This is a genomic window from Bacillus vallismortis (genome assembly GCF_004116955.1).
In the GTDB taxonomy this organism is placed as follows: Bacteria; Bacillota; Bacilli; order Bacillales; family Bacillaceae; genus Bacillus; species Bacillus vallismortis.
The window spans coordinates 3,169,513-3,193,184 of record NZ_CP026362.1 but is presented as its reverse complement, the minus strand read 5'-3'; the positions used below and the strand labels follow the sequence as shown (position 1 = coordinate 3,193,184).

Annotated in this window: 18 protein-coding genes; 8 read left to right on the top strand and 10 right to left on the bottom strand. The window is 47.0% G+C overall.

Annotation, left to right across the window (positions count from 1 at the left end; all coding sequences use genetic code 11):
• Nucleotides 1-43 precede the first annotated feature (43 nt).
• Both putP and putR read left to right on the top strand, forming a co-directional pair.
• Nucleotides 44-1,498 (top strand): sodium/proline symporter PutP, encoded by a 1,455-nt coding sequence (gene putP, locus BV11031_RS16790; RefSeq protein ID WP_082022769.1) that lies wholly within the window; start codon nt 44-46, stop codon nt 1,496-1,498.
• A 153-nt stretch (nt 1,499-1,651) separates the two neighbouring features.
• Entirely contained in the window at nt 1,652-2,887 is a 1,236-nt protein-coding gene (gene putR / locus BV11031_RS16785) for a proline utilization transcriptional regulator PutR (protein WP_010331349.1), read from the top strand.
• A 36-nt stretch (nt 2,888-2,923) separates the two neighbouring features.
• Here putR and BV11031_RS16780 read toward each other — a convergent pair whose 3' ends face one another.
• From BV11031_RS16780 to BV11031_RS16770, 3 genes are all read right to left on the bottom strand, one after another.
• On the bottom strand, nt 2,924-3,787 hold the full coding sequence (locus BV11031_RS16780; protein ID WP_010331348.1) for a TIGR03943 family putative permease subunit: 864 nt from the start codon (nt 3,785-3,787) through the stop codon (nt 2,924-2,926).
• Nucleotides 3,788-3,791: 4 nt separating this feature from the next.
• Nucleotides 3,792-4,676 (bottom strand): permease, encoded by an 885-nt coding sequence (locus BV11031_RS16775; protein WP_082022795.1) that lies wholly within the window; start codon nt 4,674-4,676, stop codon nt 3,792-3,794.
• A 97-nt stretch (nt 4,677-4,773) separates the two neighbouring features.
• The gene (locus BV11031_RS16770; protein ID WP_010331346.1) at nt 4,774-5,628 is read right to left on the bottom strand and encodes an alpha/beta fold hydrolase; all 855 of its coding nucleotides are present in this window, start codon (nt 5,626-5,628) and stop codon (nt 4,774-4,776) included.
• A gap of 162 nt (nt 5,629-5,790) precedes the next feature.
• Here BV11031_RS16770 and ffoR point away from each other — a divergent pair, with 162 nt between their 5' ends.
• A complete protein-coding gene (gene ffoR / locus BV11031_RS16765) occupies nt 5,791-6,801 on the top strand; it encodes a ferredoxin--NADP(+) reductase (RefSeq protein WP_010331345.1) in 1,011 nt (336 codons plus the stop codon).
• Between the two features lie 232 nt (nt 6,802-7,033).
• On the opposite strand, the gene cobA is transcribed toward ffoR, so the two are convergent.
• The 5 genes from cobA to nirB all read right to left on the bottom strand — a co-directional run bounded on the left by cobA (nt 7,034) and on the right by nirB (nt 16,136).
• Nucleotides 7,034-8,485: a uroporphyrinogen-III C-methyltransferase gene (gene cobA / locus BV11031_RS16760; RefSeq protein ID WP_082246419.1), complete on the bottom strand. Its 1,452-nt coding sequence runs from the start codon at nt 8,483-8,485 to the stop codon at nt 7,034-7,036.
• Nucleotides 8,486-8,790: 305 nt separating this feature from the next.
• Nucleotides 8,791-9,111 carry a nitrite reductase small subunit NirD gene (gene nirD / locus BV11031_RS16755; protein WP_010331342.1) on the bottom strand — a complete coding sequence of 107 codons (321 nt, stop codon included), beginning with the start codon at nt 9,109-9,111 and terminating at the stop codon, nt 8,791-8,793.
• Nucleotides 9,112-9,143: 32 nt separating this feature from the next.
• Nucleotides 9,144-11,561, bottom strand: a complete 2,418-nt coding sequence (gene nasD, locus BV11031_RS16750) for an NADPH-nitrite reductase (RefSeq protein ID WP_010331341.1) — start codon at nt 11,559-11,561, stop codon at nt 9,144-9,146.
• Nucleotides 11,562-11,681: 120 nt separating this feature from the next.
• Nucleotides 11,682-13,814, bottom strand: coding sequence for an assimilatory nitrate reductase catalytic subunit NasC (nasC, locus tag BV11031_RS16745; RefSeq protein ID WP_010331339.1), 2,133 nt, complete (start codon nt 13,812-13,814; stop codon nt 11,682-11,684).
• Between the two features lie 6 nt (nt 13,815-13,820).
• Nucleotides 13,821-16,136, bottom strand: a complete 2,316-nt coding sequence (gene nirB / locus BV11031_RS16740; RefSeq protein ID WP_010331338.1) for a nitrite reductase large subunit NirB — start codon at nt 16,134-16,136, stop codon at nt 13,821-13,823.
• A gap of 177 nt (nt 16,137-16,313) precedes the next feature.
• On the opposite strand from nirB, the gene BV11031_RS16735 reads away from it, so the two are divergent.
• From BV11031_RS16735 to zinU, 5 genes are all read left to right on the top strand, one after another.
• Nucleotides 16,314-17,519 carry an MFS transporter gene (locus BV11031_RS16735; RefSeq protein ID WP_010331337.1) on the top strand — a complete coding sequence of 402 codons (1,206 nt, stop codon included), beginning with the start codon at nt 16,314-16,316 and terminating at the stop codon, nt 17,517-17,519.
• Between the two features lie 114 nt (nt 17,520-17,633).
• Entirely contained in the window at nt 17,634-18,548 is a 915-nt protein-coding gene (folE2, locus tag BV11031_RS16730; RefSeq protein WP_010331336.1) for a GTP cyclohydrolase FolE2, read from the top strand.
• Nucleotides 18,545-19,162 carry a L,D-transpeptidase gene (locus BV11031_RS16725; RefSeq protein ID WP_010331335.1) on the top strand — a complete coding sequence of 206 codons (618 nt, stop codon included), beginning with the start codon at nt 18,545-18,547 and terminating at the stop codon, nt 19,160-19,162. Before folE2 ends, BV11031_RS16725 begins: the two co-directional genes overlap by 4 nt.
• A gap of 83 nt (nt 19,163-19,245) precedes the next feature.
• Complete coding sequence (locus BV11031_RS16720) at nt 19,246-20,418, top strand: FAD/NAD(P)-binding protein (RefSeq protein ID WP_010331334.1); 1,173 nt, start codon at nt 19,246-19,248, stop codon at nt 20,416-20,418.
• A gap of 36 nt (nt 20,419-20,454) precedes the next feature.
• Nucleotides 20,455-21,648, top strand: coding sequence for a zinc metallochaperone ZinU (gene zinU / locus BV11031_RS16715; protein WP_129550793.1), 1,194 nt, complete (start codon nt 20,455-20,457; stop codon nt 21,646-21,648).
• A 60-nt stretch (nt 21,649-21,708) separates the two neighbouring features.
• Here the strand turns inward: zinU and BV11031_RS16710 are convergent.
• Nucleotides 21,709-22,859 (bottom strand): IS3 family transposase gene (locus tag BV11031_RS16710; protein ID WP_128568240.1). Its coding sequence is split into 2 segments (ribosomal slippage): nt 21,709-22,586 and nt 22,586-22,859, totalling 1,152 coding nucleotides; the frame shifts between segments, so codons are not numbered across the junction.
• Nucleotides 22,860-22,985: 126 nt separating this feature from the next.
• Nucleotides 22,986-23,666, bottom strand: coding sequence for an amino acid ABC transporter permease (locus BV11031_RS16705; protein WP_010330764.1), 681 nt, complete (start codon nt 23,664-23,666; stop codon nt 22,986-22,988).
• Between the last annotated feature and the right edge of the window lie 6 nt (nt 23,667-23,672).

Genomic DNA, 23,672 nt, shown 5'->3' with positions numbered 1-23,672 from the left:
TATACCATAAAAAAGAGGAGGAAGTGCCATAGAAAACACACAGCTGATTATTTCGATTTGTATTTATATGGCGGGGATGATGCTGATCGGCTACTTCGCTTACAAGCGCACGTCGAATCTGACGGATTACATGCTTGGAGGACGCTCTTTAGGTCCGGCCGTAACCGCTCTCAGTGCGGGCGCTGCCGATATGAGCGGCTGGCTGCTGATGGGGCTCCCGGGTGCCATGTTCTCAACAGGTCTGAGCGGGATTTGGATTGTGTTCGGACTTTGCCTCGGAGCATGGGCGAACTGGCTCTATGTTGCGCCGCGGCTGAGAACCTATACTGAACAAGCGGGGAACTCCATCACAATTCCCGGGTTTCTTGAGAATCGCTTCGGAGACCATTCGAAGCTGCTGAGACTGTTTTCAGGGATTGTGATTTTAGTCTTCTTCACATTTTATGTTTCGTCCGGAATGGTATCCGGCGGCGTTTTATTCAACAGTATTTTGGGGATGGATTATCATACAGGCTTATGGGTTGTAACTGGTGTTGTTGTGGTTTATACCTTATTTGGCGGCTTTTTGGCAGTCAGCTGGACGGATTTTGTTCAGGGGATCATTATGTTTGCCGCACTCATCCTTGTTCCAATCGTTACGTTTTTCCATACGGGGGGAGCAAGTGAAACAGTTACTGAAATCCGGTCTGTTGATCCAGATATGTTTGATATTTTTAAAGGAACAAGCGTCCTTGGCATTATTTCTTTGTTTGCCTGGGGTTTGGGATACTTTGGACAGCCGCATATCATTGTGCGCTTTATGGCGATAACGTCTGTCAAAGAGATCAAAAGAGCGCGCAGGATCGGAATGGGATGGATGATGCTGTCTGCAGTCGGCGCTGTGCTGACCGGTTTGGGCGGACTCGCTTATTACCATCAGAATGGCATGACACTGAAGGACCCAGAGACGATTTTTATTCAATTAGGGAATATCTTGTTCCATCCGATTATCACAGGCTTTCTCATTTCAGCGATTTTGGCCGCGATTATGAGTACAATTTCTTCCCAGCTGCTTGTGACATCAAGCTCTCTGGTGGAAGATTTGTATAAGTCGATGTTCAGGCGCTCGGCTTCTGATAAAGAGCTGGTGTTTTTGGGCCGTTTGGCTGTGCTTGTGATTTCTGTCATCGCGTTATTCCTTGCTTGGGAGAAAAATAATACGATCCTTGGATTGGTAAGCTACGCGTGGGCGGGCTTCGGTGCATCATTCGGGCCGGTTGTGCTGCTCAGTCTGTTTTGGAAACGAATGACCAAATGGGGGGCACTCGCCGGCATGATTGTGGGAGCAGCAACTGTAATCATTTGGGCGAATGCCGGTCTTTCGGACTTTCTGTATGAAATCATACCTGGTTTTGCTGCGAGTCTATTATCTGTCTATATCGTCAGTATATTGACGCGGGCTCCGTCACAAGCTGTTGCAGACCAGTTTAAAGACTACCAAGATACAATGTCACAATGAAGATTGAAAGGAGGAGGAAGGGGCTGTCCCTTTTTCCTCTTTTCTCCTTTTAAACGGCCGTTTTTTTCTTTTGGAAATGAACGTATTTTTTTCTATACAAATAGACCCGGTATGGATATGATTAAAGTAAAAAAAAGTATAGGAGAAAAAGGTATGGAAGAGCTTTTAGAGAGAGTTTTTTCATTTTCAGATGTTGATAAGCTGATTGACTTTATCAGTTATGAACTGCAAAAACCAGTCATACTGGAAAGCGCGGATTTCTTTTTGTTAGCCTATAATTCTTACTATATTAACCATTTTGACTCTGCCAATCAGCAGACTATTTTTTCAAAAAAATGTCCGGTTCAGATTTTTGAGAGGTTTCTAAAGGATGGAGTCATTGAAAAGCTGAAAACAGAACCTGAGCCTTTTCGCGTCAATAAAATTGAAAGCATTGGGTTAAACCAGAGAGTGGTCGTGAGCGCAAAGCACAAAGGGGACGTCATGGGCTACATCTGGGTTCAGGAGCTGGACGAAAATCTGACGGAAGAAGAACTCGACTTTTTGTATGAGACCTCTTTCCATGTCGGGAAAATCATTTATAAAACCAATAAGCTGAAACAGGAGAAGGAAGAACAAGCAGAAGATCTGATCAAACGGGCGATCTATGAGCAATTCACATCTGAGAAGGAACTCAGACGGGAAGCTGAAAGAATCAACACCGTGCTGCCTTCCATGTTTTCAGTTGTCATCCTGCACGCCGCGAATGGGGATGGGGAAGCGGTTGAGGATTTAAAGGAAAATATCAGGTCGTATTTAAATTTAAGGGATAAAGTCAGTCATGTCTTAACGATCGATTCAAATATTGTCATCGTCGTAGCGAGTTTTTCCCAAAAAAGCTCCGTCTCCTCGGCAGCTTCTGAATTTATTAACAAGCTGTTAACACATTTTCACTTTCAAAAAATTCCTACCCCTATTTATATCGGTATCGGAAACGAATATGATCACCTTTTAAAACTTGGCAAGAGCTACACAGAAGCGCTTGAAGTAATAAAAGCAGCGGAGATCACCGGCAATCAAGAAAATATTCCATATGAATATGCAAAACTCGGCATTTACCGTTATTTAGAGAGCATTGAACAGAAAAATCAATATTTAGAATACGAGAATAAGGATTTGGCTTTATTAAAAGCAAAAGACCAAGAAAGCAGCACCGAACTGCTGAAAACGCTGGAAATCTATCTCCTCAACAACTGCAAAACAAAACCAGCAGCAGAACAGCTGTTTATTCACCAAAATACATTGAATTACCGCATTAAACAGATTACTGAAATGACGTCGATTAATTTAAGCGATTTTAGGACACGATGCCAGCTTTATCTTGATTTGATGCTGATGAAAAAGAAATAAAAAAGAAACCAGTACATGTACTGGTTTCGTCTTCACTTAAAATCCTCTGTAAACATAAGGATCATCAGGCTTTTTAATGGTGTTCCAGTCGGTCACTTTCACGACAGGGAGAGTTGACTTGAATGGCTGATAATATTCTGAGGCCAGCGTGCCTTTAATATGAATCCATTCATCATCCTTGATGTTCATGTCCTTCGGAAACTCCACAAGCATCCCGTACACGCCGGAATCAGCGATACAGTGAATGATGCCAAACCTCAACACGAACAGCTGGTTTTTGTTAATCGCATTTCCTTTATACGCAAATCCATGAAATTCAATCGTCCGTCCGAGAAATTCACCCGGGTAGTTATAAATGGTTTCCATTCCTTTTAGGAAATCATCATCAGTCAGAGAAATCTCTTTTTTGCCGGAATACTTATCAAACAGCTGTTTCATCTGTTTGTCATAGCTGTCTTGCGCGTAATAAAGGCTGGCATCAGGCCGCAAATACTGTGTTTGCGAATAATGGTCTCCGCTCTCCATCGCTTTAAACGAGAACCCTTTTGTTTTGACAATGGATGAGTCAAGCGTCGCAATCGGGAAGAAAATACCTGACACCAAAGGAAAAAGAAAAACAACATAAATCAAATAACGCTGATAAAACGGCTTGTTTTGTTCATGGTCATGCTCGTGATCGTGGCCACATCCGCACCCGCAATCATGATCATGGTGATGCCCGCCTTTATCAGGCGATTTGATAAATACATATGCTTGAACGGCTGTCAGAATGGCCAACAGGAAGATCGCAATAAAGGAAAGATAGGAATATTTCATATTGATATATTTTGTAAGATTTCCTGAGGCATGCAGATGATAAAAGAAAAACGTAAATCCCATCAGCACCAATAGACGAAACATCCAATCACCCCTTTACCAGTAGTGATCCCGCTAAGACGAGCACGACAATGTACGTAATCAGCAGGAAAACAAATCGTTTTTTGAAGGCCGCAAGCATCATCAATAGATTCTTAATATCCACCATCGCCCCAAATACGAGAAAGGCGATGAGCGATCCTAATGAAAATGTGCTGCTGAAGGAAGACGCGATGAACGCATCGACTTCTGAACAGAGTGACAAGACAAACGCCAGCCCCATCATCACAAGGGAAGAAGATACATCATTTTGCCCGATCGCAAGCAGAGTGGATGTTTTGACATACGTCTGCATAGCGGCTGCGATAAAGGCGCCGATGATTAAGTATTTCCCCACGGAGAAAAATTCATCAATGGCATGCCGCAAGGTCCCTCCCAGCTTTTGTAGCAGGGTGTGGTGATGATGGTGGTGATGCCCGGGTTCTTCAGGCTTTAAAAGCTGGTTATCCTTAAATTGATAGGATAAGATGATTCCAATGATCAACGAAACGGCAAGCGCCAGTCCGCCTCGATAAAAGACAACGCTCCATCTATTCCCGAACGCAATAAAAGTAGAAAATAAGACGATAGGATTGATGATAGGCGCGGTCAGCATGAAAGCAACGCCCGCATGCAGAGGAACCCCCTTTAACAGCAGACGCCTCGTTATTGGGATAATGCCGCATTCACAGGCGGGAAATAAAACGCCGGCCAGTGCGCCGAATAAAACAGCGAGAAAGCGGTTCTTTGGCATGATTCTTGCAATCATTTCTTCAGAAACAAACATTTGAATGATTCCGGAAAGGATGACGCCGATCAGAATAAACGGAATGGCTTCTATTAAAATGCTGATAAAAATTGAATTCAGCTGAAGAAAAGATGATTGTGCTGTCACAATAAAACCTCCGCTCATGTTAAGCTGCCTTTTATCATATCAGAAAAAAAGGCACTGCTTGTTTGACGGAGGAGGAGGAAAAATTGTTTCACTTTGTTTAGGATTCTAAAAATTCGAATATGATTCTATCTGTTTCAGCAGCGTCTTTCCCGAGCCAAATCAGGTGCCCCCATGAGTGAAGCAAACAGAGAACAGCGCCAGGAATGTGTTTTTTAGCATGATGGGCATGTGACTTGTCGATAAAACCATCATAAACACTTTGCATAATCAATACGGGGCATGAGATGGCCTGCAGCTCCTTTGAAGAGATAGCGGCGGTTTGTGACAAGTCTAGCAGAAAGCCGTCACCGGAGCGCTGCCGGCTGTTCATTTTCCGAAATGCTTCAATGTCTTTTTCGTCCATCATGGTCTTGATTCTCTGAAACGAAAGCGTGCTGAATTGCGGGCTCATGGCTTTGAACATCAAACGCGGGAAGGCGTTATTCAGAGAAGAAATCAGCTTCCATATCCACTTTTCCACAGGCGGGCGGAAGAGGATTTTTCCCATTCTATATTCAGCGTCTTTTGGGGTGAGCCATTCTTTGGTCACCGCGGATTGCAGGGTCAGAGTGATTACCCTTTCAGGATAATGTGAAGCAAAACTTATGCCGCTCGGGCCTCCTGCTGAGATGGCCATCACATGCACACTGTCAATTTGCAGATGATCTAATAGCTTTACATAGAAACGGCAGGCCTCAGCAAGACTTTTTCCGATCTCTTTTGACGTCTGTCCGTAACCGGGCCTTGAAGGCGTGATGATGGAATACCCCTGTTCAATCAGTCCTGTGTACCCGAACTCCTCGTAACAATTTGAATGTCCGCCATGCATGACAAGAATAGGGGTTCCCTTGCCCGCAACGGAATATTCAAGCGTATGTCCTTCAAGAGTGATCGTTTCGACTCGTCTTTTCATCTGTTTCTCCCATTTGTTTTCTGCCTATTATAGGGCTTTCAACCATTTACCACAAGGAGGAGAAATGAATAAACACAAGTCATGAAATATGATATACTTTGTATTGATATTCATTCTCAATTAAAGTGGTTTTGATATAGATGTGAACGGGAGGCAGGACGGATGGCTGAGAATCAAGAGGTATATGACGTTACGGTGATAGGCGGGGGGCCGATCGGGCTGTTTACGGCTTTTTACTGCGGGATGCGGGAGCTGAAAACGAAAGTGCTCGAATTTTTGCCGCGGCTCGGAGGCAAAGTGTCTTTATTCTTTCCTGAGAAAATCATACGCGATATCGGCGGAATACCGGGGATTGCGGGAAAGCAGCTGATCAAGCAGCTGAAGGAGCAGGCGGCGACGTTTGATCCCGACATCGTGCTGAATCAGCGTGTGACCGGATTTGAACGCCTGGAAGACGGCACCATTGTGCTGACAGGTTCTGAAGGAGAAAAGCATTATACTCGTACCGTGATTTTAGCTGTCGGCATGGGAACGCTTGAGGTCAATGAGTTTGACAGTGAGGATGCGACCCGGTATGCGGGCAAAAATCTTCATTATGGAGTGGAGAAGCTTGATGCCTTTAAAGGCAAGCGGGTCGTGATATCAGGCGGCGGTGATACTGCAGTCGATTGGGCCAATGAGCTGGAACCGATTGCGGCGTCTGTGACTGTTGTTCACCGGCGCGAGGAATTCGGCGGAATGGAAAGCAGCGTGACGAAAATGAAGCAATCATCGGTGCGGGTGCTCACGCCCTATCGTCTGGAGCAGCTACGCGGCGATGAGGAGCGCATCCAAAGCGTGACTGTTTGTCATACTGCGTCAGGCCAGAGGGAAGACATAGAGGTTGACGAGCTGATCATTAATCATGGTTTTAAAATTGATCTCGGACCGATGAAGGAGTGGGGGCTGGAGATTGAAGAAGGCAGGGTAAAAGCGGACACACATATGCGGACGAACCTTCCGGGCGTGTTTGTGGCGGGTGACGCGGCTTTTTATGAAAGCAAGCTGAAATTGATTGCCGGCGGCTTTGCAGAAGGCCCTACAGCGGTCAACAGCGCGAAGGCTTATTTGGACCCTAAGGCTGAGAATATGGCGATGTATTCAACCCATCACAAAAAATTGGTGCATAAATAAAACAGCCCTTGAGAAAAGGGCTGCTCAGATTGTTGACAAAGTCATAAAACGGTTTTCGTTTTATGACTTTGTCATCTTTTCAGCGTGATTGAAAACCCTTGAAGTCTAGGAAGGACGAGCATTGGAGCACAGCGAATGCAGCAATTCGTGAGCACCAACGCGCAGGACTGACAACGAATGCGAGGGTTTGTCGACACGCTAAACAGCCCTTTAAGGAAAGGGCTGTGAGCAATCAGCTGTGAAGAAGCTTTTTTTCCGCCTGTTGATTCTGAATCAAAGCAAACAATTCATCCTGTTCTTGAACAACGGTGAATCCATAAGCGCCGGCAACTGAGTCATCACCTATACAGACGATGGGAGGCCGGTTCGCTGATGGTTCCGGTGAAATGCCGATTTGTTCGCCTGTGCTGATCAATTGCTGAACGGACGGTTTGCTCGGACAGATGATCATGTGCAGCGGAGATTCATTGACGGTTCGCTGAATCATGTGGGTGAACCGGTCATCTATGACGTTTTCATGGGTGATATAAAACGAACAGGACTCATGCTTCTGCATGTTTTCCACTGAATGACGGCTCCCGACCACAAGACGTTTTTCTGAATCTGGCTGAACGGACGAGACGAGAAAACCCCGTTTCTCAAGCTCCGTCTCTGCATGTTCAGATGCCGCACTTAGTCGGGCTGTCAGCTGGCGGATGTCGATTTTCTTGGATGCCAGCGCTTGGAAAAATGCACAAACCGCATGGCGCGATGTGAAAAAAATGTCTTCAAAGATGCCGATTTTTCGAAGAATCTCTTCATCGACAGGCATGTTCTCCATCCGCCATTTCGGCCATTCGATGACATCGGCACCGGAAGCACGCAGCTTGTCTGCAAGCGGGTCTTCATCTTCGCCATGAGTGACCACCATCATATGCTGTCCGATGAGCGGTTTGCTTTCAAACCAGCTGTGTGTTTGAAAATTGACGATATCCCCGATGACGATAATCGCAGGGTTTGTAATCTGGTGTTCCTGTACTTTTTGCTGAATGTTCTCAAGCGATCCTTTCACGCTCCGCTGGCGGCCCCATGTTCCCCATTGGACCACAATGACAGGGACAGAAGGCGATTTTCCGTATGCGATGAGCTGCTGGCAAATATAAGATAAATTCTTGATGCCCATGTAAAAGACAAGGGTTTGAACGCTTCGGGCAAGCCCCTCCCAGTCCAGATTCGGGGTTCCTTTTAATGATTTGTCATGCGCGGTAATCATGGCAAAAGACGATGCGAAATCCCGATGCGTGACGGGGATGCCGGCATATAACGGCGCTGCAATTCCGGAGGTGATGCCCGGCACCATTTCATAGCGGATGCCATGCTCATGGAGAGCATCTGCTTCCTCGCCTACTCTGCCGAATACACTCGGATCTCCGCCTTTCAAACGGACGACGGTTAATCCCTTTGATGCTTCTTCAACCAGCAGGGCATTAATGTCTCTTTGTTTCATAAAATGGCGGTCTGGCCGTTTTCCGCAATAAATAAATTGGCAGTCTGATGATGCGAATTCGAGCAGCTTCGGGTTGGCGAGCCGGTCATATAAAATGACATCCGCTTCCTCCAGCGCCTGCTTCCCTTTAATGGTGAGCAGCCCGGGATCGCCGGGGCCCGCTCCCACGAAATATACGATTCCGTTCTTCATGATCATGTCATCCTTCCGTCACTGTGAAAAATGAAGGGTCACTTGAAAAGTGATCCAAAGCGTGTCGACAAACTCTTGCATTCGTTATCAGGCCCGCGCGTTGGCGCTCCCTCAAAAAGGCGAGCGGCTACAAGCGTCCTCTGCAAGCGCCGCTGTCACCGGATGGTGCGGAAGTCTGCGCCCATGCTCGCCCGTCCTGAACATCAAGGGTTTTCAATCACTGAAAAGAGGACAACATCCTAAAACCTTAACCCGCTTTAGGATGTTGTCAACAATCTGGGAATCACTTGAAAAGCGATTCGGTGGTTTGGTTAATATAAAAGATAAACATGATCTCCTTCGATCAGCGTTTCGTATGTTTTGACACATCCGTGATCGGGTTCTTGGACGATTCCATCTTCTAAAGAGATTTTCCAGTCGTGCATCGGGCAGAAAACATATTCGCCGCTGACGATGCCTTCCGCCAGGACGCCGCCCTTGTGCGGACAGCGATTTTCGATGGCCCGGATGCTTCCGTTTGAAAGCTTAAAAACCGCGAGCTCCTTATCTTCAATATACACTGTTTTGCCTAATTGTTCAGGTAATTCTTCAATTTTACTGATCCATACTTTTGTTACGCCTTTGTTTACCATGTCCATTCCTCCTTCATGTTTGTTTTTTGTCATTATGATGTGGTCACGACGTTTTGAAATAATTCATTAGAACTTTGTTTGTTTTCCAAAAAGCCCTTCCATGGATCCTTGTGGACAGAGAGTGTTTCGTTCATTCGGCCGTTTAGCTCCTGCCGTTTTTCCGGATCGTTTAATACGGATTGGACATGGGATAAACCGACGCGCTCAAGCCATGCGGAAGTACGCTCCAGATAGTTTGCGGTTTCCCGGTAATATTGCAGGTAGGCGCCTGCGTATTCTAAGACTTCTTCATTTGTTTTCACCTTCATCAGCAAATCACCGGCGCGTAAATGGGTTCCGCCGTTTCCTCCGACGTAAAGCTCCCAGCCTCCGTCGATGCCGACAACGCCAAGGTCCTTAATGCCGGACTCTGCACAGTTTCGCGGGCAGGCAGATACGGCCATTTTCACTTTGTGTGGCGTGTTGAGTCCTTCAAATTTTTTCTCAAGGTCGATGCCTAATGCCATGGAGTCTTGCGTGCCGAAGCGGCAGAATTGCTGGCCTACACATGTTTTTACTGTGCGCAGTGTCTTTCCGTACGCGTAGCCTGACGGCATATCAAGATCTTCCCATACCTTCGGAAGGTCTTCTTTTTTCACGCCGATGAGATCAATCCGCTGGCCGCCGGTCATTTTCACGAGCGGGATCTCATACTTATCGACGACATCGGCGATCTTGCGCAAATCTGTGGAGTTGGTCACGCCGCCGTACATCCGAGGCACGACTGAATATGTTCCGTCTTTTTGAATATTGGCGTGCATTCGTTCGTTCACAAAGCGGGAAGTCCGATCATCCTCGTATTTGGTTGGATTGATCATGCCTAGGTAATAGTTCAGGGCCGGCCGGCATTTGGAACAGCCTTCTGGCGTTTTCCAGCCGAGTACGTTCATGATTTCTCTTGTATGTGACAGCCCTTTGGCCTTGATTTGTTCTACGACTTCATCTCTTGACAATGTGGTGCAGCTGCAAATCGCTTCTTTTTGCGCTGACGCATCAAAGTCTGATCCGAGCGTATGTTGGAGGATTTCTTCTACGAGCGGCTTACAGCCTCCGCATGAACGGGATGCACCGGTGCATGCTTTGATCTCGTCCGTTGACGAGCAGCCCTTTTCCTGTATGGCTAGAATGATGTCACCTTTTGACACGCCGTTACAGCCGCAGATGATTTCATCATCGCTCATCGCTGCGGTAATGCTTGTGCCGGCTTCTTGGTTGAGAGGCTGTAAGATTGAGATTTTAGAGGTTTCAGTGATATCGGCTTCTTTTTGAATCATAGAAAACAGGCGGTTGCCCTCGCTGCTGTCGCCGAATAAAACAGCACCGACAATTTGATTGCCTCTCAAGACGATTTTTTTATAGATGCCATCCTGTTCATCGAAGACTTTAATCGCTTTTTTCTCCTCTGATTCATCAAAGTCACCGGCGGAGAAAACCTCGACGCCTGATACCTTTAACTGAGTAGAGAGGACGGAACCTTCATACGGTTTTGTTTCGATGCCGCATATATGCTTCGCCAGCACTTTTGCCTGTTCATAAAGCGGCGCCACGAGCCCGTAAGCGATTCCCCGGTGCTCAGCGCATTCGCCGACCGCATAAATATGGGGGATTTCAGTTTCCATATAATCGTTGACAATGATTCCGCGGTTCACCGGAATGCCGCTTTCCGCGCCAAGCTGTGTATTCGGGCGGATGCCGACAGCCATGACGACTAAATCCGCTTCAATGCTTGTGCCGTCTTTGAAGCGGAGGCCTTCGACACGGCCATCACCGATAATTTCTTCGGTTTGTTTTTCAAGTAAAAATGTCATTCCTTGTTTTTCTAATTCGTTTTGCAGCAGGCGCCCTGCCGTTGCATCAAGCTGCCGTTCCATCAGAAATGGGGCAAGGTGGATGACAGAGACCTCCATGCCGAGATTCAAGAGCCCGCGTGCGGCTTCCAAACCAAGCAGGCCTCCGCCGATGACGGCTGCTTTTTTATATTGTTTTGACGCGGCGAGCATCGTGTCTGTATCTTTTATGTCCCGGAAAGCTGTGACGCCTTTTTTGTCTGCGCCCGGAATCGGAAGGATAAAAGGGACAGATCCGGTTGCCAGGATCAATTCGTCATAAGGCTGGATTCTGTCTGCATCTGTGATGATTGTTTTGTTTTCCGTGTCCACTTTGATGACTGTTTCATTTGTATACAATTGAATATGGTTTTCTTCGTACCAGTCCCAATCGTTTAACGTAATATCTTTAATGTCTGTATCGCCTTGAAGCACTTTTGACAACAGGATTCGGTTATAGTTGGGATGCGGTTCGGCACCGAAAATTGTGATCTGAAACTCGTCTTTTGCAACACTCAGTATCTCTTCAATGGCCCTTACCCCGGCCATTCCGTTTCCAACAAGAACTAGCTGTTTTTTTCCCATCAGATGATCCGCTCCTTATCAATGTTTTTTCCAGCGTAGCACAGCAAAAAGAAATATTTAAGATGCATGTTATAAAATGTAACAAAATATACGAAAAGTTCTAAAAATTTTATGAAAAATTTAAATAGGCCTGATTCGGACGGCGCACACCTTAAAACCGGGCATTTTGCAGACTGGATCTAAGGTCTCGCCGATTAAATCATTCACATTTTGAGCATCTGCCCAATGGATGGGAACAAAAACGGTGTCTTTTCTGATTTGATCTGATAATTTGCTGCGGACGGTGATGCTCCCCCGCGGCGATTCTATTTTTACGAGCACACGGTCTTCAATTTGAAAGGACGCTGCTGTTTGCGGATGGATTTCCATAAATGATTCAAAATGTCTCGCGGCAAGGGCGGCGCTTTTTCTCGTTTGGACGCCTGTTAAGTAGTGAGCCATGACTCGGCCTGTCGTTAAATAAAGCGGGTAATCGGCTGTCGGCTTCTCTTTTGGAACTGCCGGGTCGTTTGGAATGACACTTAGTGCCGCTTTTTGATCCGGATGTGCGAATGAGTCCGCAAACAAGCGCCCGGTTCCGGGGTGATCAGCTTCCGGACACGGCCAATGAATGCCGCCTTCACGTCTGAGCCTGTCGTATGTGATGCCCGAATAATCGGCAATCCCGCCCCGGCTCGCTTCTCTCAACTCATGAAAAATTTCCTCAGCTGACGCGTAAGAAAAATAACGGCCTTTCCCGAGCGCGGATGCGATCTCGCAAATGATCTGCCAATCATGCTTTGCCTCACCGGGACATGGGCGGGTTGCTTCTCTTAATGTCACGCGGCCTTCGACATTTGTCATGGTGCCCTCATCTTCTAAATAAGAGGAGGCGGGCAAAATCACATCTGCGTATGTCGCCGTCTCAGACATAAACATATCGATTGCGACAAAGAATGTCAGTTTTCTCAGCGCTTTTTTCACGAGATTGGCATTTGGGCTGGAGACAGCAGGGTTGGAGCACATGAGGAACAGCCCTTTGATATCGCCGCCGTTGATTTTTTCCATCATTTCATAGGCTGAGACTCCTTTTCGCGGGAGTTCATCCTGATAGATTCCCCACACTCTCGCAATATGCGCCCGGTGTTCTTCATTTTCGATAGAACGGTAGCCCGGGAGCTGATCGGCTTTTTGGCCATGCTCTCTGGCGCCTTGCCCGTTGCCTTGTCCGGTGATCGCCCCATAGCCCGAGTAAGGTTTGCCGATTTTTCCTGTGATGAGCACCATGTTTAAGAAGCCTTTTACAGCCGCCGTTCCATCGGTTTGCTGTTCGATCCCGCGCGCTGTAAACAGCATGCCGGACGTTTCCTTGGCAAACTTTACAGCGGCTTTTCGCAGGTGCGCCAGCGGGACACTTGTTTGATCAGCGATATCATTCAGGCTCAACGTGTCAGTATGCTGTTTTAGCTCTTTGAATCCATTTGTTCGTGATCGAATGAAATCAGTGTTTACGAGCTGTTCGTCGATGATGATTTTGACGAGACCGTTGGCAAGGGCGGCGTCTGTGCCGGGTTTGATTTTCAGATGAAGATCGGCGATTTTCGTTGTCGCTGTCTCGCGGGGATCAATGGCAATGATGTAAGCGCCGTTTTCTTTCGCTTTTTCAAAATACGGCATCATCGTAGGCTGGCATTCCGCAATATTGGTGCCGGCCAAAATGATCACACGGGTGTGGGGGATGTCTGCTAAGGGATTCGTTAAACCTCTGTCCGCACCGAATGTTTGATTGGCTGCGGTTGCAGCGGCGGACATACAAAATCTCCCATTGTAGTCGATGTATTTTGTCTGTAAGCCCACCCGTGCGAACTTCCCTAACAAGTATGCCTCTTCATTCGTAATTGAGGCGCTTCCGTATACCGCCATGGCGTCATGGCCGTGTTCGTGTTGAATCATTGTCACTCGGTCTTTGATGTGATTCAGTGCTTCTTCCCAGGAAACAGGCATAAATTCGCCGTTTTTCTTGAGCAGCGGCCGGGTGACGCGGGAGGCGTTCAGTGCATGCTGGTGGGCGTTCATGCCCTTCATGCATAATCGGCCCTGTGTCGTAGGATGATTAATCCCGATCGCTGTGAACTTTTTTCGTGTGACGATGGTTTGTTCCACGAGCTGCATTTTGCACTGCATGCTGCAAAACGGGCATTGGGTGTCATACGTTTTTTCTGATTGGATGTCTTGCTGTTTATCGCGGAAATATCTAAGCAGTCGTTCAGTCAAAATGCCTCATCCTTTCTTATGTGCGCCTGCCTGTATGGGCGGGTTTTGAATCATCGACAGGTCTGTTTGAAGACTTTCCAGCAGCTGCGTCCTAAGGTCCTCTTCCAATAGCACTTCTCTGATGTGCACAATTCCGAGACGGTCGATCCACTGATGAACGGCTTCTAAGTAATGCGCCGTCTCACGATAATATTGGATCAGCCCTTTGATCATGCCGGCAGTGCTGTCTGTGTTGTCTGTCACGAAAAACAGGGCTCCGGAACGGGCGTGAGTTCCCCGGACCCCGCCGATATAAATGTCCCAGCCAGCGTGCGTCCGAATCGCGCCGACATCTTGTATGGCGGCATCGGTACAGTCTGTTTCACATGATAGACTGACAGAAATGGAAGCGGGCATGGAAAGCCCCTCAAGTTGCCTCTCGATTGGGGCTGCCAGCTGCTGAATCGATCGGTTTTGTCCGCATGTACATGTTTTGATACTTTGCAGCGAGCGGCGGTGTTCGTTTGAGCGAGCAGGCATTTTCAGGTGTTTTCTGATGTTCGGGAGATCCGCGGGTTTGATCCCGGAAAGCTTCAGTCTTTGCCTGTGAGTGATCGATACGTCTGGGATGCTGTATGCTTCGATGATGTTGGCGATGTCTCTTAACTGCTCCGCGGTTGCGCGTCCGCCGTACATTTGCGGAATCAGGATGCACGTATCTTCGGCCTCTGGTTCAGACTGAACAAAATCGGGCTGCAGCTTTTCCATGTAGTATTGAATCGCCGGAACACATTTGTGGCAGCCGTCTTTTGTTTTCCAGCCAAGCTGGCTCATGACTTCCCCCGGATCGGTGAATGGTCTGCGTTGAAGCTCAGCAATGATGCCGTCTTCTGTTACATCAGTGCAGCCGCAAAACGTAGGTGTGCCGGCGGGCTCTGCATATTCGCTGCTGGCCATGTACCTCAAAAGGTTTTCCACGAGCGGCTTGCATCCTCCGCAGGAGCCGGATGCTTTGGTACAGTGCTTGACTTCCTCGACAGTGGTTAAGCCTTTCGTGTGTACCGTGTCTTCAATCGCGCCTTTCGTCACTGAGTTGCATTGGCAAATCGTTTCACTGGAAGACATAGAATCAAATAACGTGCCGTTTTCCTTCGGTTCGAATAGCTGCTTTTTCACGATCGAGATGTCTCTTTGTTTGAGCAGGCTGTCGAGAAAACGCTGCTTGTCACGCGTGTCTCCGATTAAAATAACGCCGGCCAGTTTCTCATCCTCAAAGAGTGCTTTTTTATAGATGCCTGCTTGTTCATCGCAAATGTTGATGCTCGTCGTGCGTTCATCCTCATGAACCTTTCCGGCTGACCACACATCAATTCCGGCTATTTTTAAAGCCGTGGATGGTGCCGAGCCTTGATATCCCTCACATAGATCGCCGCAAATATGTCTGGCGAGAACTTTTCCCTGCTCATAAAGCGGCGGTACCAAACAGTATATTGTTCCGTTATGCTCGGCACATTCCCCGATGGCATATACATTCGGTTCGCTCGTCTGCATGCAGTCATTCACGATGATCCCGCGGTTGACTGCGATTCCCCCTGATACAGCCAATTCAATATTCGGCCTTACGCCAGCCGCCATTACAACCAAGTCTGCCTTCAGTGAAGAGCCGTCTTTAAAACAAATGCCGTCAGCCCGCGAGGTCCCAGAAATGGATACGGTGTCTTTCTCCAAAAGAAAGGTTAAGCCTTTCCGCTCCAGCTCCGTCTGCAGCAGCCTCGATGCCGTTTGATCGAGCTGTTTTTGCATAATGCCGGCGGCGTGGTGAATGACGCTGACATCCATGCCGAGGTGCTGTAACCCGACTGCGGCTTCCAGTCCTAATAATCCAGCTCCGATTACCGCGGCCTTTTGATTGTATTCTGACATGCTCATCAATGCTTGGCAGTCTTCTATTGTTCGAAATCCATAGACGCCTTTTTTGTCCGCCCCGGGGATGGGGAGAATATATGGGGAGGAGCCTGTTGCCACAATCAATTTGTCATAAAACAGGGTGCGTTTCCGGTCCGTGCTGACCCGCTGCTGATCTGTATCAATGTGAACAACCGTTTCGCCTGTATAAAGGGTAATCCCGTGCTTGTCGTACCAATCCTTGCTGTTCAGTGTAATGTCATCGAGTGACGCCTCACCCTGCAAAACAGAGGATAAGAGAATGCGATTATAGTTGGGATGCGGTTCGCTTCCGAAAATGACAATCTCAAACATTTGGCGATTTAGCTTTAAAATTTCTTCAATACAGCGGATGCCAGCCATTCCGTTCCCTGCTAACACCAACCTTTGTTTCTTCATGTACCAGACCTCCTTTGGCGCAGCAAATAAGTGTCCCTTCAAAAATTATGTCACAATGCATGGTCAACGCATTAAACGTGTCACAAAAACTGACACAAGTCTTTTCCAGAAAAAGATGGTCATATATCCTTTATTCAGAAAATTTAAAATAATGGAGAGTCAAGAAAGGGGAATCTTATGAAGCTGTCAGAGCTGAAAACTAGCGGTCATCCACTCACTTTGCTCTGTTCTTTTTTATACTTTGATGTGAGTTTTATGATATGGGTGATGCTTGGGGCGCTTGGTGTTTATATTTCTCAGGATTTTGGCTTGTCTCCTGTTGAGAAAGGGCTTGTCGTGGCTGTGCCGATTTTATCAGGATCTGTGTTTCGTATCATTTTAGGTGTGTTCACGGACAGAATCGGGCCGAAAAAAACGGCAATGCTCGGAATGCTGGTGACAATGGTTCCGCTGCTGTGGGGGACATTTGGCGGCCGCTCGCTCCCTGAGCTGTATGCCATCGGGATTCTGCTTGGTGTGGCGGGGGCAAGCTTTGCCGTAGCGCTGCCTATGGCAAGCCGGTGGTATCCCCCTCATTTGCAAGGCTTGGCGATGGGGATTGCCGGCGCGGGGAACAGCGGCACTCTGTTTGCAACGCTGTTTGGCCCGCGTTTTGCAGAGCAGTTCGGCTGGCATATTGTCATGGGAATTGCGCTCATTCCTTTATTGATCGTCTTTGTTTTATTTGTATCCATGGCAAAGGATTCTCCCGCACAGCCGGCGCCGCAGCCGCTCAAAAGTTATCTGCATGTGTTCGGGCAAAAGGAAACATGGTTCTTCTGCCTGCTGTACAGCGTTACATTCGGGGGATTTGTGGGGCTTTCAAGCTTTTTATCTATTTTCTTCGTCGATCAATACCAGCTGTCAAAAATTCACGCGGGAGATTTCGTTACATTATGTGTGGCGGCGGGAAGCTTTTTTCGGCCTGTCGGGGGCTGGATTTCCGATCGTGTCGGCGGGACAAAAGTGCTTTCTGTCTTGTTTGTCATCGTGGCCTTGTGTATGGCTGGAGTCAGCAGCCTGCCGTCTCTCTCAATGGTCATCGTATTGTTGTTTGTCGGAATGATGGGGCTCGGAATGGGGAACGGAGCCGTATTCCAGCTCGTGCCGCAGCGCTTCCGCAAAGAAATCGGCATGGTGACGGGAATTGTCGGTGCGGCCGGCGGGATCGGAGGGTTTTTCCTGCCGAATATCTTAGGATCGTTAAAACAGATGACAGGCACATATGCTATCGGTTTTATCACGTTTTCCTGTATCGCGCTGCTGGCATTTGCACTCGTGCTTGCCGTAGGCTATTACTGGAGGAAAAGCTGGAGCGTAAAAAGCAGCCCGGCGGATGTATAGGTTTTCAAGGACATGCTTCGTGCGTGTCTTTTTTATTTTCTCTTGATTTTCATCGGTGAAGCGATCAGAATAAATAGTAATAATTACGATTTATTGATGAGAGGAGTTTTCTGAATGAATCAACACACGCTGCTGCCGGAAAAACCGGAGCGTCTTCAATATTTTGGGTCGGTCAGTCCGCTGAAAGGCGATAAACCTGTAGAAAAAGAAAAAATGACGGATCTGCAAAACATCAGAAAAGATTATTTTTTTGACATTCAGCATGTAGGTGTCGCTAACGTGTCCCATCCGGTCACAATCACTTCTGCCATGGCGCCTGCTAAGCAAACAACGGCCGCAAACTTTACAATGACTTGTGATTTGCGGAGAAATCAAAAGGGAATTAACATGAGCCGGTTAACAGATCTGCTTCAAGCCTATCATCAAAACGGCTGGATTCTCTCATTTTCCACACTTCAGCAATTTACGAAAGATCTTGCGGAAAACATGGGCCAGTCCTCCGCATCAGTCGAAGTGCGGTTTCCATGGTTTTTCGAACGAAAAAGCCCGAAGCTTGAGAAAGCGGGCCTGATGCATGCTGACATATGGATGTCTGTCACCTATCGCGAAGATCAGCCGTTTGAACAGCGTGCCGGCATCTCAGCGAAAGTAACGACCCTGTGCCCTTGCTCCAAGGAAATCAGTGAATACAGCGCCCATAATCAGAGGGGAACGGTCAGCATTTGGGCTGACATTCATCCGGCCGCATCGCTGCCAAGTGATGTTAAAGCCGATTTGCTTCATGCAGCTGAATCAAATGCCTCCGCTAGACTGCACCCGGTGTTGAAGCGCCCTGATGAAAAAGCCGTAACAGAAACGGCATATGAAAACCCGAGATTTGTGGAGGATCTCATCCGGCTGATCGCCGCGGATTTGTATGAGCTTGAATGGGTGACAGCCTTTGAGATTGAATGCCGCAATGAAGAATCGATCCATCTTCACGACGCCTATGCAAAGCTGCGTTTCTCGAAACAGGAGGATCGAATATGAAACTCTTATTATTATTTGTTGCAGTTCTTGTGCCGGCCAGCCTGATGTCGGCCTGCTCTGGCCATGCGGAAGAACACGCAAGTGCCGATACAAAGAAAACGGAAGAACACACAAGCGCTGATAAGAAGAAAACGGCAGATCACGCAACGTCCGACCAAAAGACAGAAGAAACCAGCATTGATTGGACAAAGCCTTCAGGCGGTGAATACCCGAATATCAAGGAGAAGCTTGTCTGGATTGATGTGGATGTGAAAGACCAGAAGGCTTACATCAAAGAAGGAAACAAAACCTTATATACAATGATTGTCTCATCAGGACTGGATCAAACAAAAGATGACGCTACGCCAAAGGGCACCTTTTATATAGAGCCTGAACGGGGAGAATGGTTTTTCTCTGAAGGGTATCAGGAAGGCGCGGAATACTGGGTCTCATGGAAGAACCATGGCGAGTTTCTATTTCACAGTGTACCGATGACAAAGGATAAAAAGGTCATCGAAAAAGAAGCAAAAAAACTAGGGATGAAGGCATCTCATGGATGTATCAGACTGGCCATCCCAGATGCGAAATGGATATATGAAAACATCCCTCAACATACAAAAGTTGTGATTGGCTGAATGGAAAAGCAGTTGACAAAAAGGAAAAAAGAACATACTATTTAAATCGTAACAATTACGTTTTGTAGAGAGGAGATTCTCCTATGTATAAATGGCTGATCATTGGCGGCGGCATCCAAGGCTCAACCTTGGCTGTGCATCTTGTGAAAAGCGGAAGGGCATCGATTGAGGAAATGGCTGTCATTGATCCCCATGAACGGCCTCTTGAATGCTGGAAACTAAACACAAGCCGCATTCAGATGAAATACTTGCGCTCTCCTTCGGTTCATCACGTAGACACAGAGCCGTTCAGCCTGCAAACGTATGCGGATAAAAGCCAATGGCCGGAAGTGTTCCTTGGAAGATATAAAAGGCCCTCGCTGTCGCTCTTCAATCAGCACTGTGAGACGGTGCTGGACGAGATACAGATTGATCAAGCATGGAAAAGGGGCATGGTGACAAATCTGAGAAGGGAAGATGGATTGTGGGTAGCGGAGATAGATGGCGCCGGAACACTCACGGGTGAACGAGCGGTTTTAGCCATGAGTTTTTCCCATCAGCCTTTTTGGCCGGAGTGGGCAAAACCATTTCAGTATGACGGCGTTTATCATGTCTTTGACAAAGATGTGCACGGTGTAAGCAATAAAAGGGTGCAAATGGCAGTTGTCGGCGGAGGGATAACGGCGGCTCATTATGCCGTAAAGCTCGCAGATGACGGCCATGATGTAACGATGCTGGCGAGGCATCCGTTTCGGATCTATGACTTCGACAGTGATCCGGGGTGGCTTGGTCCGAAATATATGAAAGCATTCAGCAAAACGTCTGACTACCAACAGAGAAGGCAATGGATTACAAGCGCCAGACACCGCGGCTCTTTTCCAAAAGACATGTCAAGAAAGCTTGCTGTCTATAGGAAAGAGGGCAGAATAAAAGTCATTCAGGATGAAATTGAGTCTTGCCAAAAAACAGATGACGGCAAGCTAATAATACATGGAAAAGCCAGCCAATCGCCATATAAATACGAGCGTATTGCACTGGCAACAGGTTTTACTTCAGACATCAGCCGGTTCGATTGGGTACAGAGAGCAGCGCAAGCGGAGCAATTGCCTTATGCAGGCTGCGGTTTTCCGATCGTTGGCAAGGATTTGGAATGGGGAAAAGGATTATATGTGATGGGAGCCTTTGCTGAATTAGAAATCGGGCCGACAGCGAGAAATATTTCCGGAGCGCGAAAAGCTGCTTACACCATTACATATACGGCGAAGCATACAAGTTAAATCGTAATGATTCTATTTTATGAGGAGGACATTCGTATGAAAAAAATTCCGGTTACCGTACTGAGCGGTTATCTTGGCGCGGGAAAAACAACATTGCTGAACAGCATTCTGCAAAATCGTGAAGGCTTAAAAATAGCCGTCATCGTCAACGATATGAGCGAGGTGAACATTGACGCGGGATTGGTTAAGCAGGAAGGCGGCCTTTCCAGAACAGATGAAAAGCTTGTGGAAATGTCAAACGGCTGCATTTGCTGCACGCTTCGTGAGGATTTATTAATTGAAGTCGAGAAGCTGGTAAAGGAAGGGCGGTTTGATTATATCGTAATCGAATCGACGGGAATCAGCGAACCGATCCCGGTGGCCCAGACTTTTTCTTATATCGACGAAGAGATGGGGATCGATCTTACAAAATTCTGTCAGCTGGATACGATGGTGACAGTGGTTGATGCCAACCGTTTTTGGCATAATTATCAGTCAGGCGATAGCCTTCTGGACCGCAAAGAAGCATTAGGGGAAGAAGATGAAAGAGACATTGCCGACCTCTTGATCGATCAAATCGAGTTTTGCGATGTTCTGATCTTAAATAAATGTGATTTGGTCAGTGAGCAAGAACTCGAACAGCTTGAAAAAGTCCTTCGCAAACTGCAGCCAAGGGCCAAATTCATACGTTCCGTCAAAGGAAATGTTAAACCGCAGGAGATATTGCATACAGGGTTATTTAACTTCGAAGAAGCGAGCGGATCGGCCGGCTGGATTCAAGAGCTGACGGCAGGCCATGCGGAACACACCCCGGAAACAGAAGAATACGGCATTTCTTCATTTGTGTATAAGAGACGTTTGCCGTTTCATTCTACACGGTTTTATCATTGGATGGATCAAATGCCAAAGAATGTGGTTCGTGCCAAAGGAATCGTCTGGTGCGCCTCGCATAACAATCTCGCTTTGCTGATGTCACAAGCTGGGCCGTCGGTAACGATTGAGCCTGTATCGTATTGGGTGGCGGCACTTCCAAATCTTGAACAGGAGCAAGTCAAACAGCAGGAGCCGGAAATTTTGGAGGACTGGGATCCGGAATTCGGCGACCGGCTGACGCAGCTGGTGTTTATCGGAACCAACTTGGATGAAGAAGCGATCACGAAAGAGCTTGATCAATGCCTGCTGACTGAGTATGAATTTGATTCCGACTGGTCGCTGTTTGAGGACCCGTTCAAGTGGAAGCTGAATCAATAGGAAAAAAGCCGTCTCCTGAGGGACTGACCCCCGTTTTTAAGACAGGGATCAAAACACCTTTTAAACAGCCAATTGCCGATAGTTTATCGGTGATTGGTTGTTTAGTTTCGTTTGAATACGAATATTGTTATAATAATGAATGTATTCTATGACAGTGCGTTCTACGATGGCGGTCGTGGTTCGATCAATGCTGTTAAGATAGAACGTTTCAGACTTTAGTGAGGAATGAAACGATTCGATGGAGGCATTATCAGCGGGCGTCCCTTTGCGGGACATGCTCATGGTAATGCTTTTTGTTTTAACAGCTTTCTGATACTCGTAAGATGTATACACAGATCCTTGGTCACTATGTAACACGCAGTTCTCAGGCAGTGTTGGCAGTTGATCAAGTGTGTGTAAGACAAAGTCTGTATCCTGCTTATCTCCAATCGTAAAAGCAATCACTTCTCCATTGTATACATCCAATATACTGGAAAGGTATAATTGCTTCTGTCCATAAGGCAAATACGTGATGTCCGTTACTAGTTTTTCAAGAGGATGATCAGACTGAAAGTTCCGATCTAATATATTATCGACCACGGCATATGGCTGCCCATTCTTCTTGCGCTTTTTCACCTTAACCCGGCACTGCCATTGATTTTTCTGCATAATACGCTGAACCGTTTTATGGTTAATACACATTCCCTTTTTTAATATGGCTGTGATTTTTCGATATCCATATCGATACTTGTGCTCTCGGCACAACGTGCCGATTTGTCTTTCTAAATGGCGTTTAGGTTGATCCTTCGTCAGATTCTTCTTCCAACGATAATAAGACGCTCGGGAGATACCTAAATGAACACAGATATCCTGTACGGTCATTGATCGGTGCAATACTTCTACAAGTTCGACTGACGTTTGGCTATCAACTTCCTTTCCAATTCGTTGTACTTTTTTAAAACTTCATTCTGTTGTCTCAGGTAACGATTCTCTGCCTGTAGTTTCTCTATTTCGGAAGAATACTCCGGACCTTTTCCGTAAGTATATTGCTTTCCAACAGGCTGTTCAAATCGATGTGTATCCCCAGCCTTATACCATCTGACCCATGTCTGAACCTGTGTCTTATTCTTAATATTCAATTTCTGCATGATCTCTTTCATAGGCACGCCTGCCAATCTCATTTCTACAGCCTTCTGTTTCACTTCAAGCGGATAACTCACTCTTGTCCCCATAGAAAAAACACCTCCAAGTCTAATTTCGGATAACAATCATCCGTATTCAAACTTGAAGGTGTTTTTATTTGTCTCATCTTATGGGGTCAGTCCCCTGAGGAGCGGCTTTTTTAATGAAACGTTTGTTTAAACATAATGAGCGTATTTTTTCTCAAGGATATTCTGAAGTGCGGCCGCTGCTGAGCAGATGGCCCAATAAATGAGAGCGGTCAGAATATACATGGTCATGTAATCAAACTCTCTGCCGCCGATGATTTTCGCATGCTGGAGCAATTCCGGCACTGTGATCATCGCAGCGAGAGAGGACGCTTTGATTAAGTCGAGCAATACGTTGGCAAGCGGAGGGAGCGCAATACGGACCGATTGCGGCAAAATGATGCCCCTCATTGTCTGCCAATAGGAAAGGCCGAGAGAGGATGCGGCTTCCCACTGTCCTTTTTCAACGGATGAAATCGCTGAACGGTTAATTTCCGCAATGTAGGCTGCGCTGTTCAGGCTAAAGCCGATTAGAGCGGCAGTGACTGCGGAAAATTCAATGCCGATATAAGGAAATCCGAAATAAAGGATAAATAAGATCACTAAAATCGGAACGCCCCGCATAAAGGAAATATAGAGCTTCGCCGGCCATCTTAACAAGGCGAGTGTAGACATTCTGGCAAGTGATATGAATAGGCCGAGCACCGTTCCCGCAAACATGCTCACAAATGAGATGAGCAGTGTGTATCCAATCCCTTGTATGACATAAGGAAACGAGTCAATCGCCAGCTTTGTGTTGAAAATATATTCCCACTGAATGCTATTGATCATGGCGTC

Bases quoted from the DNA above. Each gene is read 5' to 3' on its own strand.
- putR (WP_010331349.1), top strand. From the start codon at position 1,652: ATGGAAGAGCTTTTAGAGAGAGTTTTTTCATTTTCAGATGTTGATAAG.
- nirD (WP_010331342.1), bottom strand. From the start codon at position 9,111: ATGGTAAACAAAGGCGTAACAAAAGTATGGATCAGTAAAATTGAAGAA.
- ffoR (WP_010331345.1), top strand. From the start codon at position 5,791: ATGGCTGAGAATCAAGAGGTATATGACGTTACGGTGATAGGCGGGGGG.
- BV11031_RS16780 (WP_010331348.1), bottom strand. From the start codon at position 3,787: ATGTTTCGTCTATTGGTGCTGATGGGATTTACGTTTTTCTTTTATCAT.
- BV11031_RS16720 (WP_010331334.1), top strand. From the start codon at position 19,246: ATGTATAAATGGCTGATCATTGGCGGCGGCATCCAAGGCTCAACCTTG.
- folE2 (WP_010331336.1), top strand. From the start codon at position 17,634: ATGAATCAACACACGCTGCTGCCGGAAAAACCGGAGCGTCTTCAATAT.
- nasD (WP_010331341.1), bottom strand. From the start codon at position 11,561: ATGGGAAAAAAACAGCTAGTTCTTGTTGGAAACGGAATGGCCGGGGTA.
- cobA (WP_082246419.1), bottom strand. From the start codon at position 8,485: ATGATCATGAAGAACGGAATCGTATATTTCGTGGGAGCGGGCCCCGGC.
- zinU (WP_129550793.1), top strand. From the start codon at position 20,455: ATGAAAAAAATTCCGGTTACCGTACTGAGCGGTTATCTTGGCGCGGGA.
- BV11031_RS16725 (WP_010331335.1), top strand. From the start codon at position 18,545: ATGAAACTCTTATTATTATTTGTTGCAGTTCTTGTGCCGGCCAGCCTG.
- nirB (WP_010331338.1), bottom strand. From the start codon at position 16,136: ATGAAGAAACAAAGGTTGGTGTTAGCAGGGAACGGAATGGCTGGCATC.
- BV11031_RS16770 (WP_010331346.1), bottom strand. From the start codon at position 5,628: ATGAAAAGACGAGTCGAAACGATCACTCTTGAAGGACATACGCTTGAA.
- BV11031_RS16735 (WP_010331337.1), top strand. From the start codon at position 16,314: ATGAAGCTGTCAGAGCTGAAAACTAGCGGTCATCCACTCACTTTGCTC.
- BV11031_RS16705 (WP_010330764.1), bottom strand. From the start codon at position 23,666: ATGATCAATAGCATTCAGTGGGAATATATTTTCAACACAAAGCTGGCG.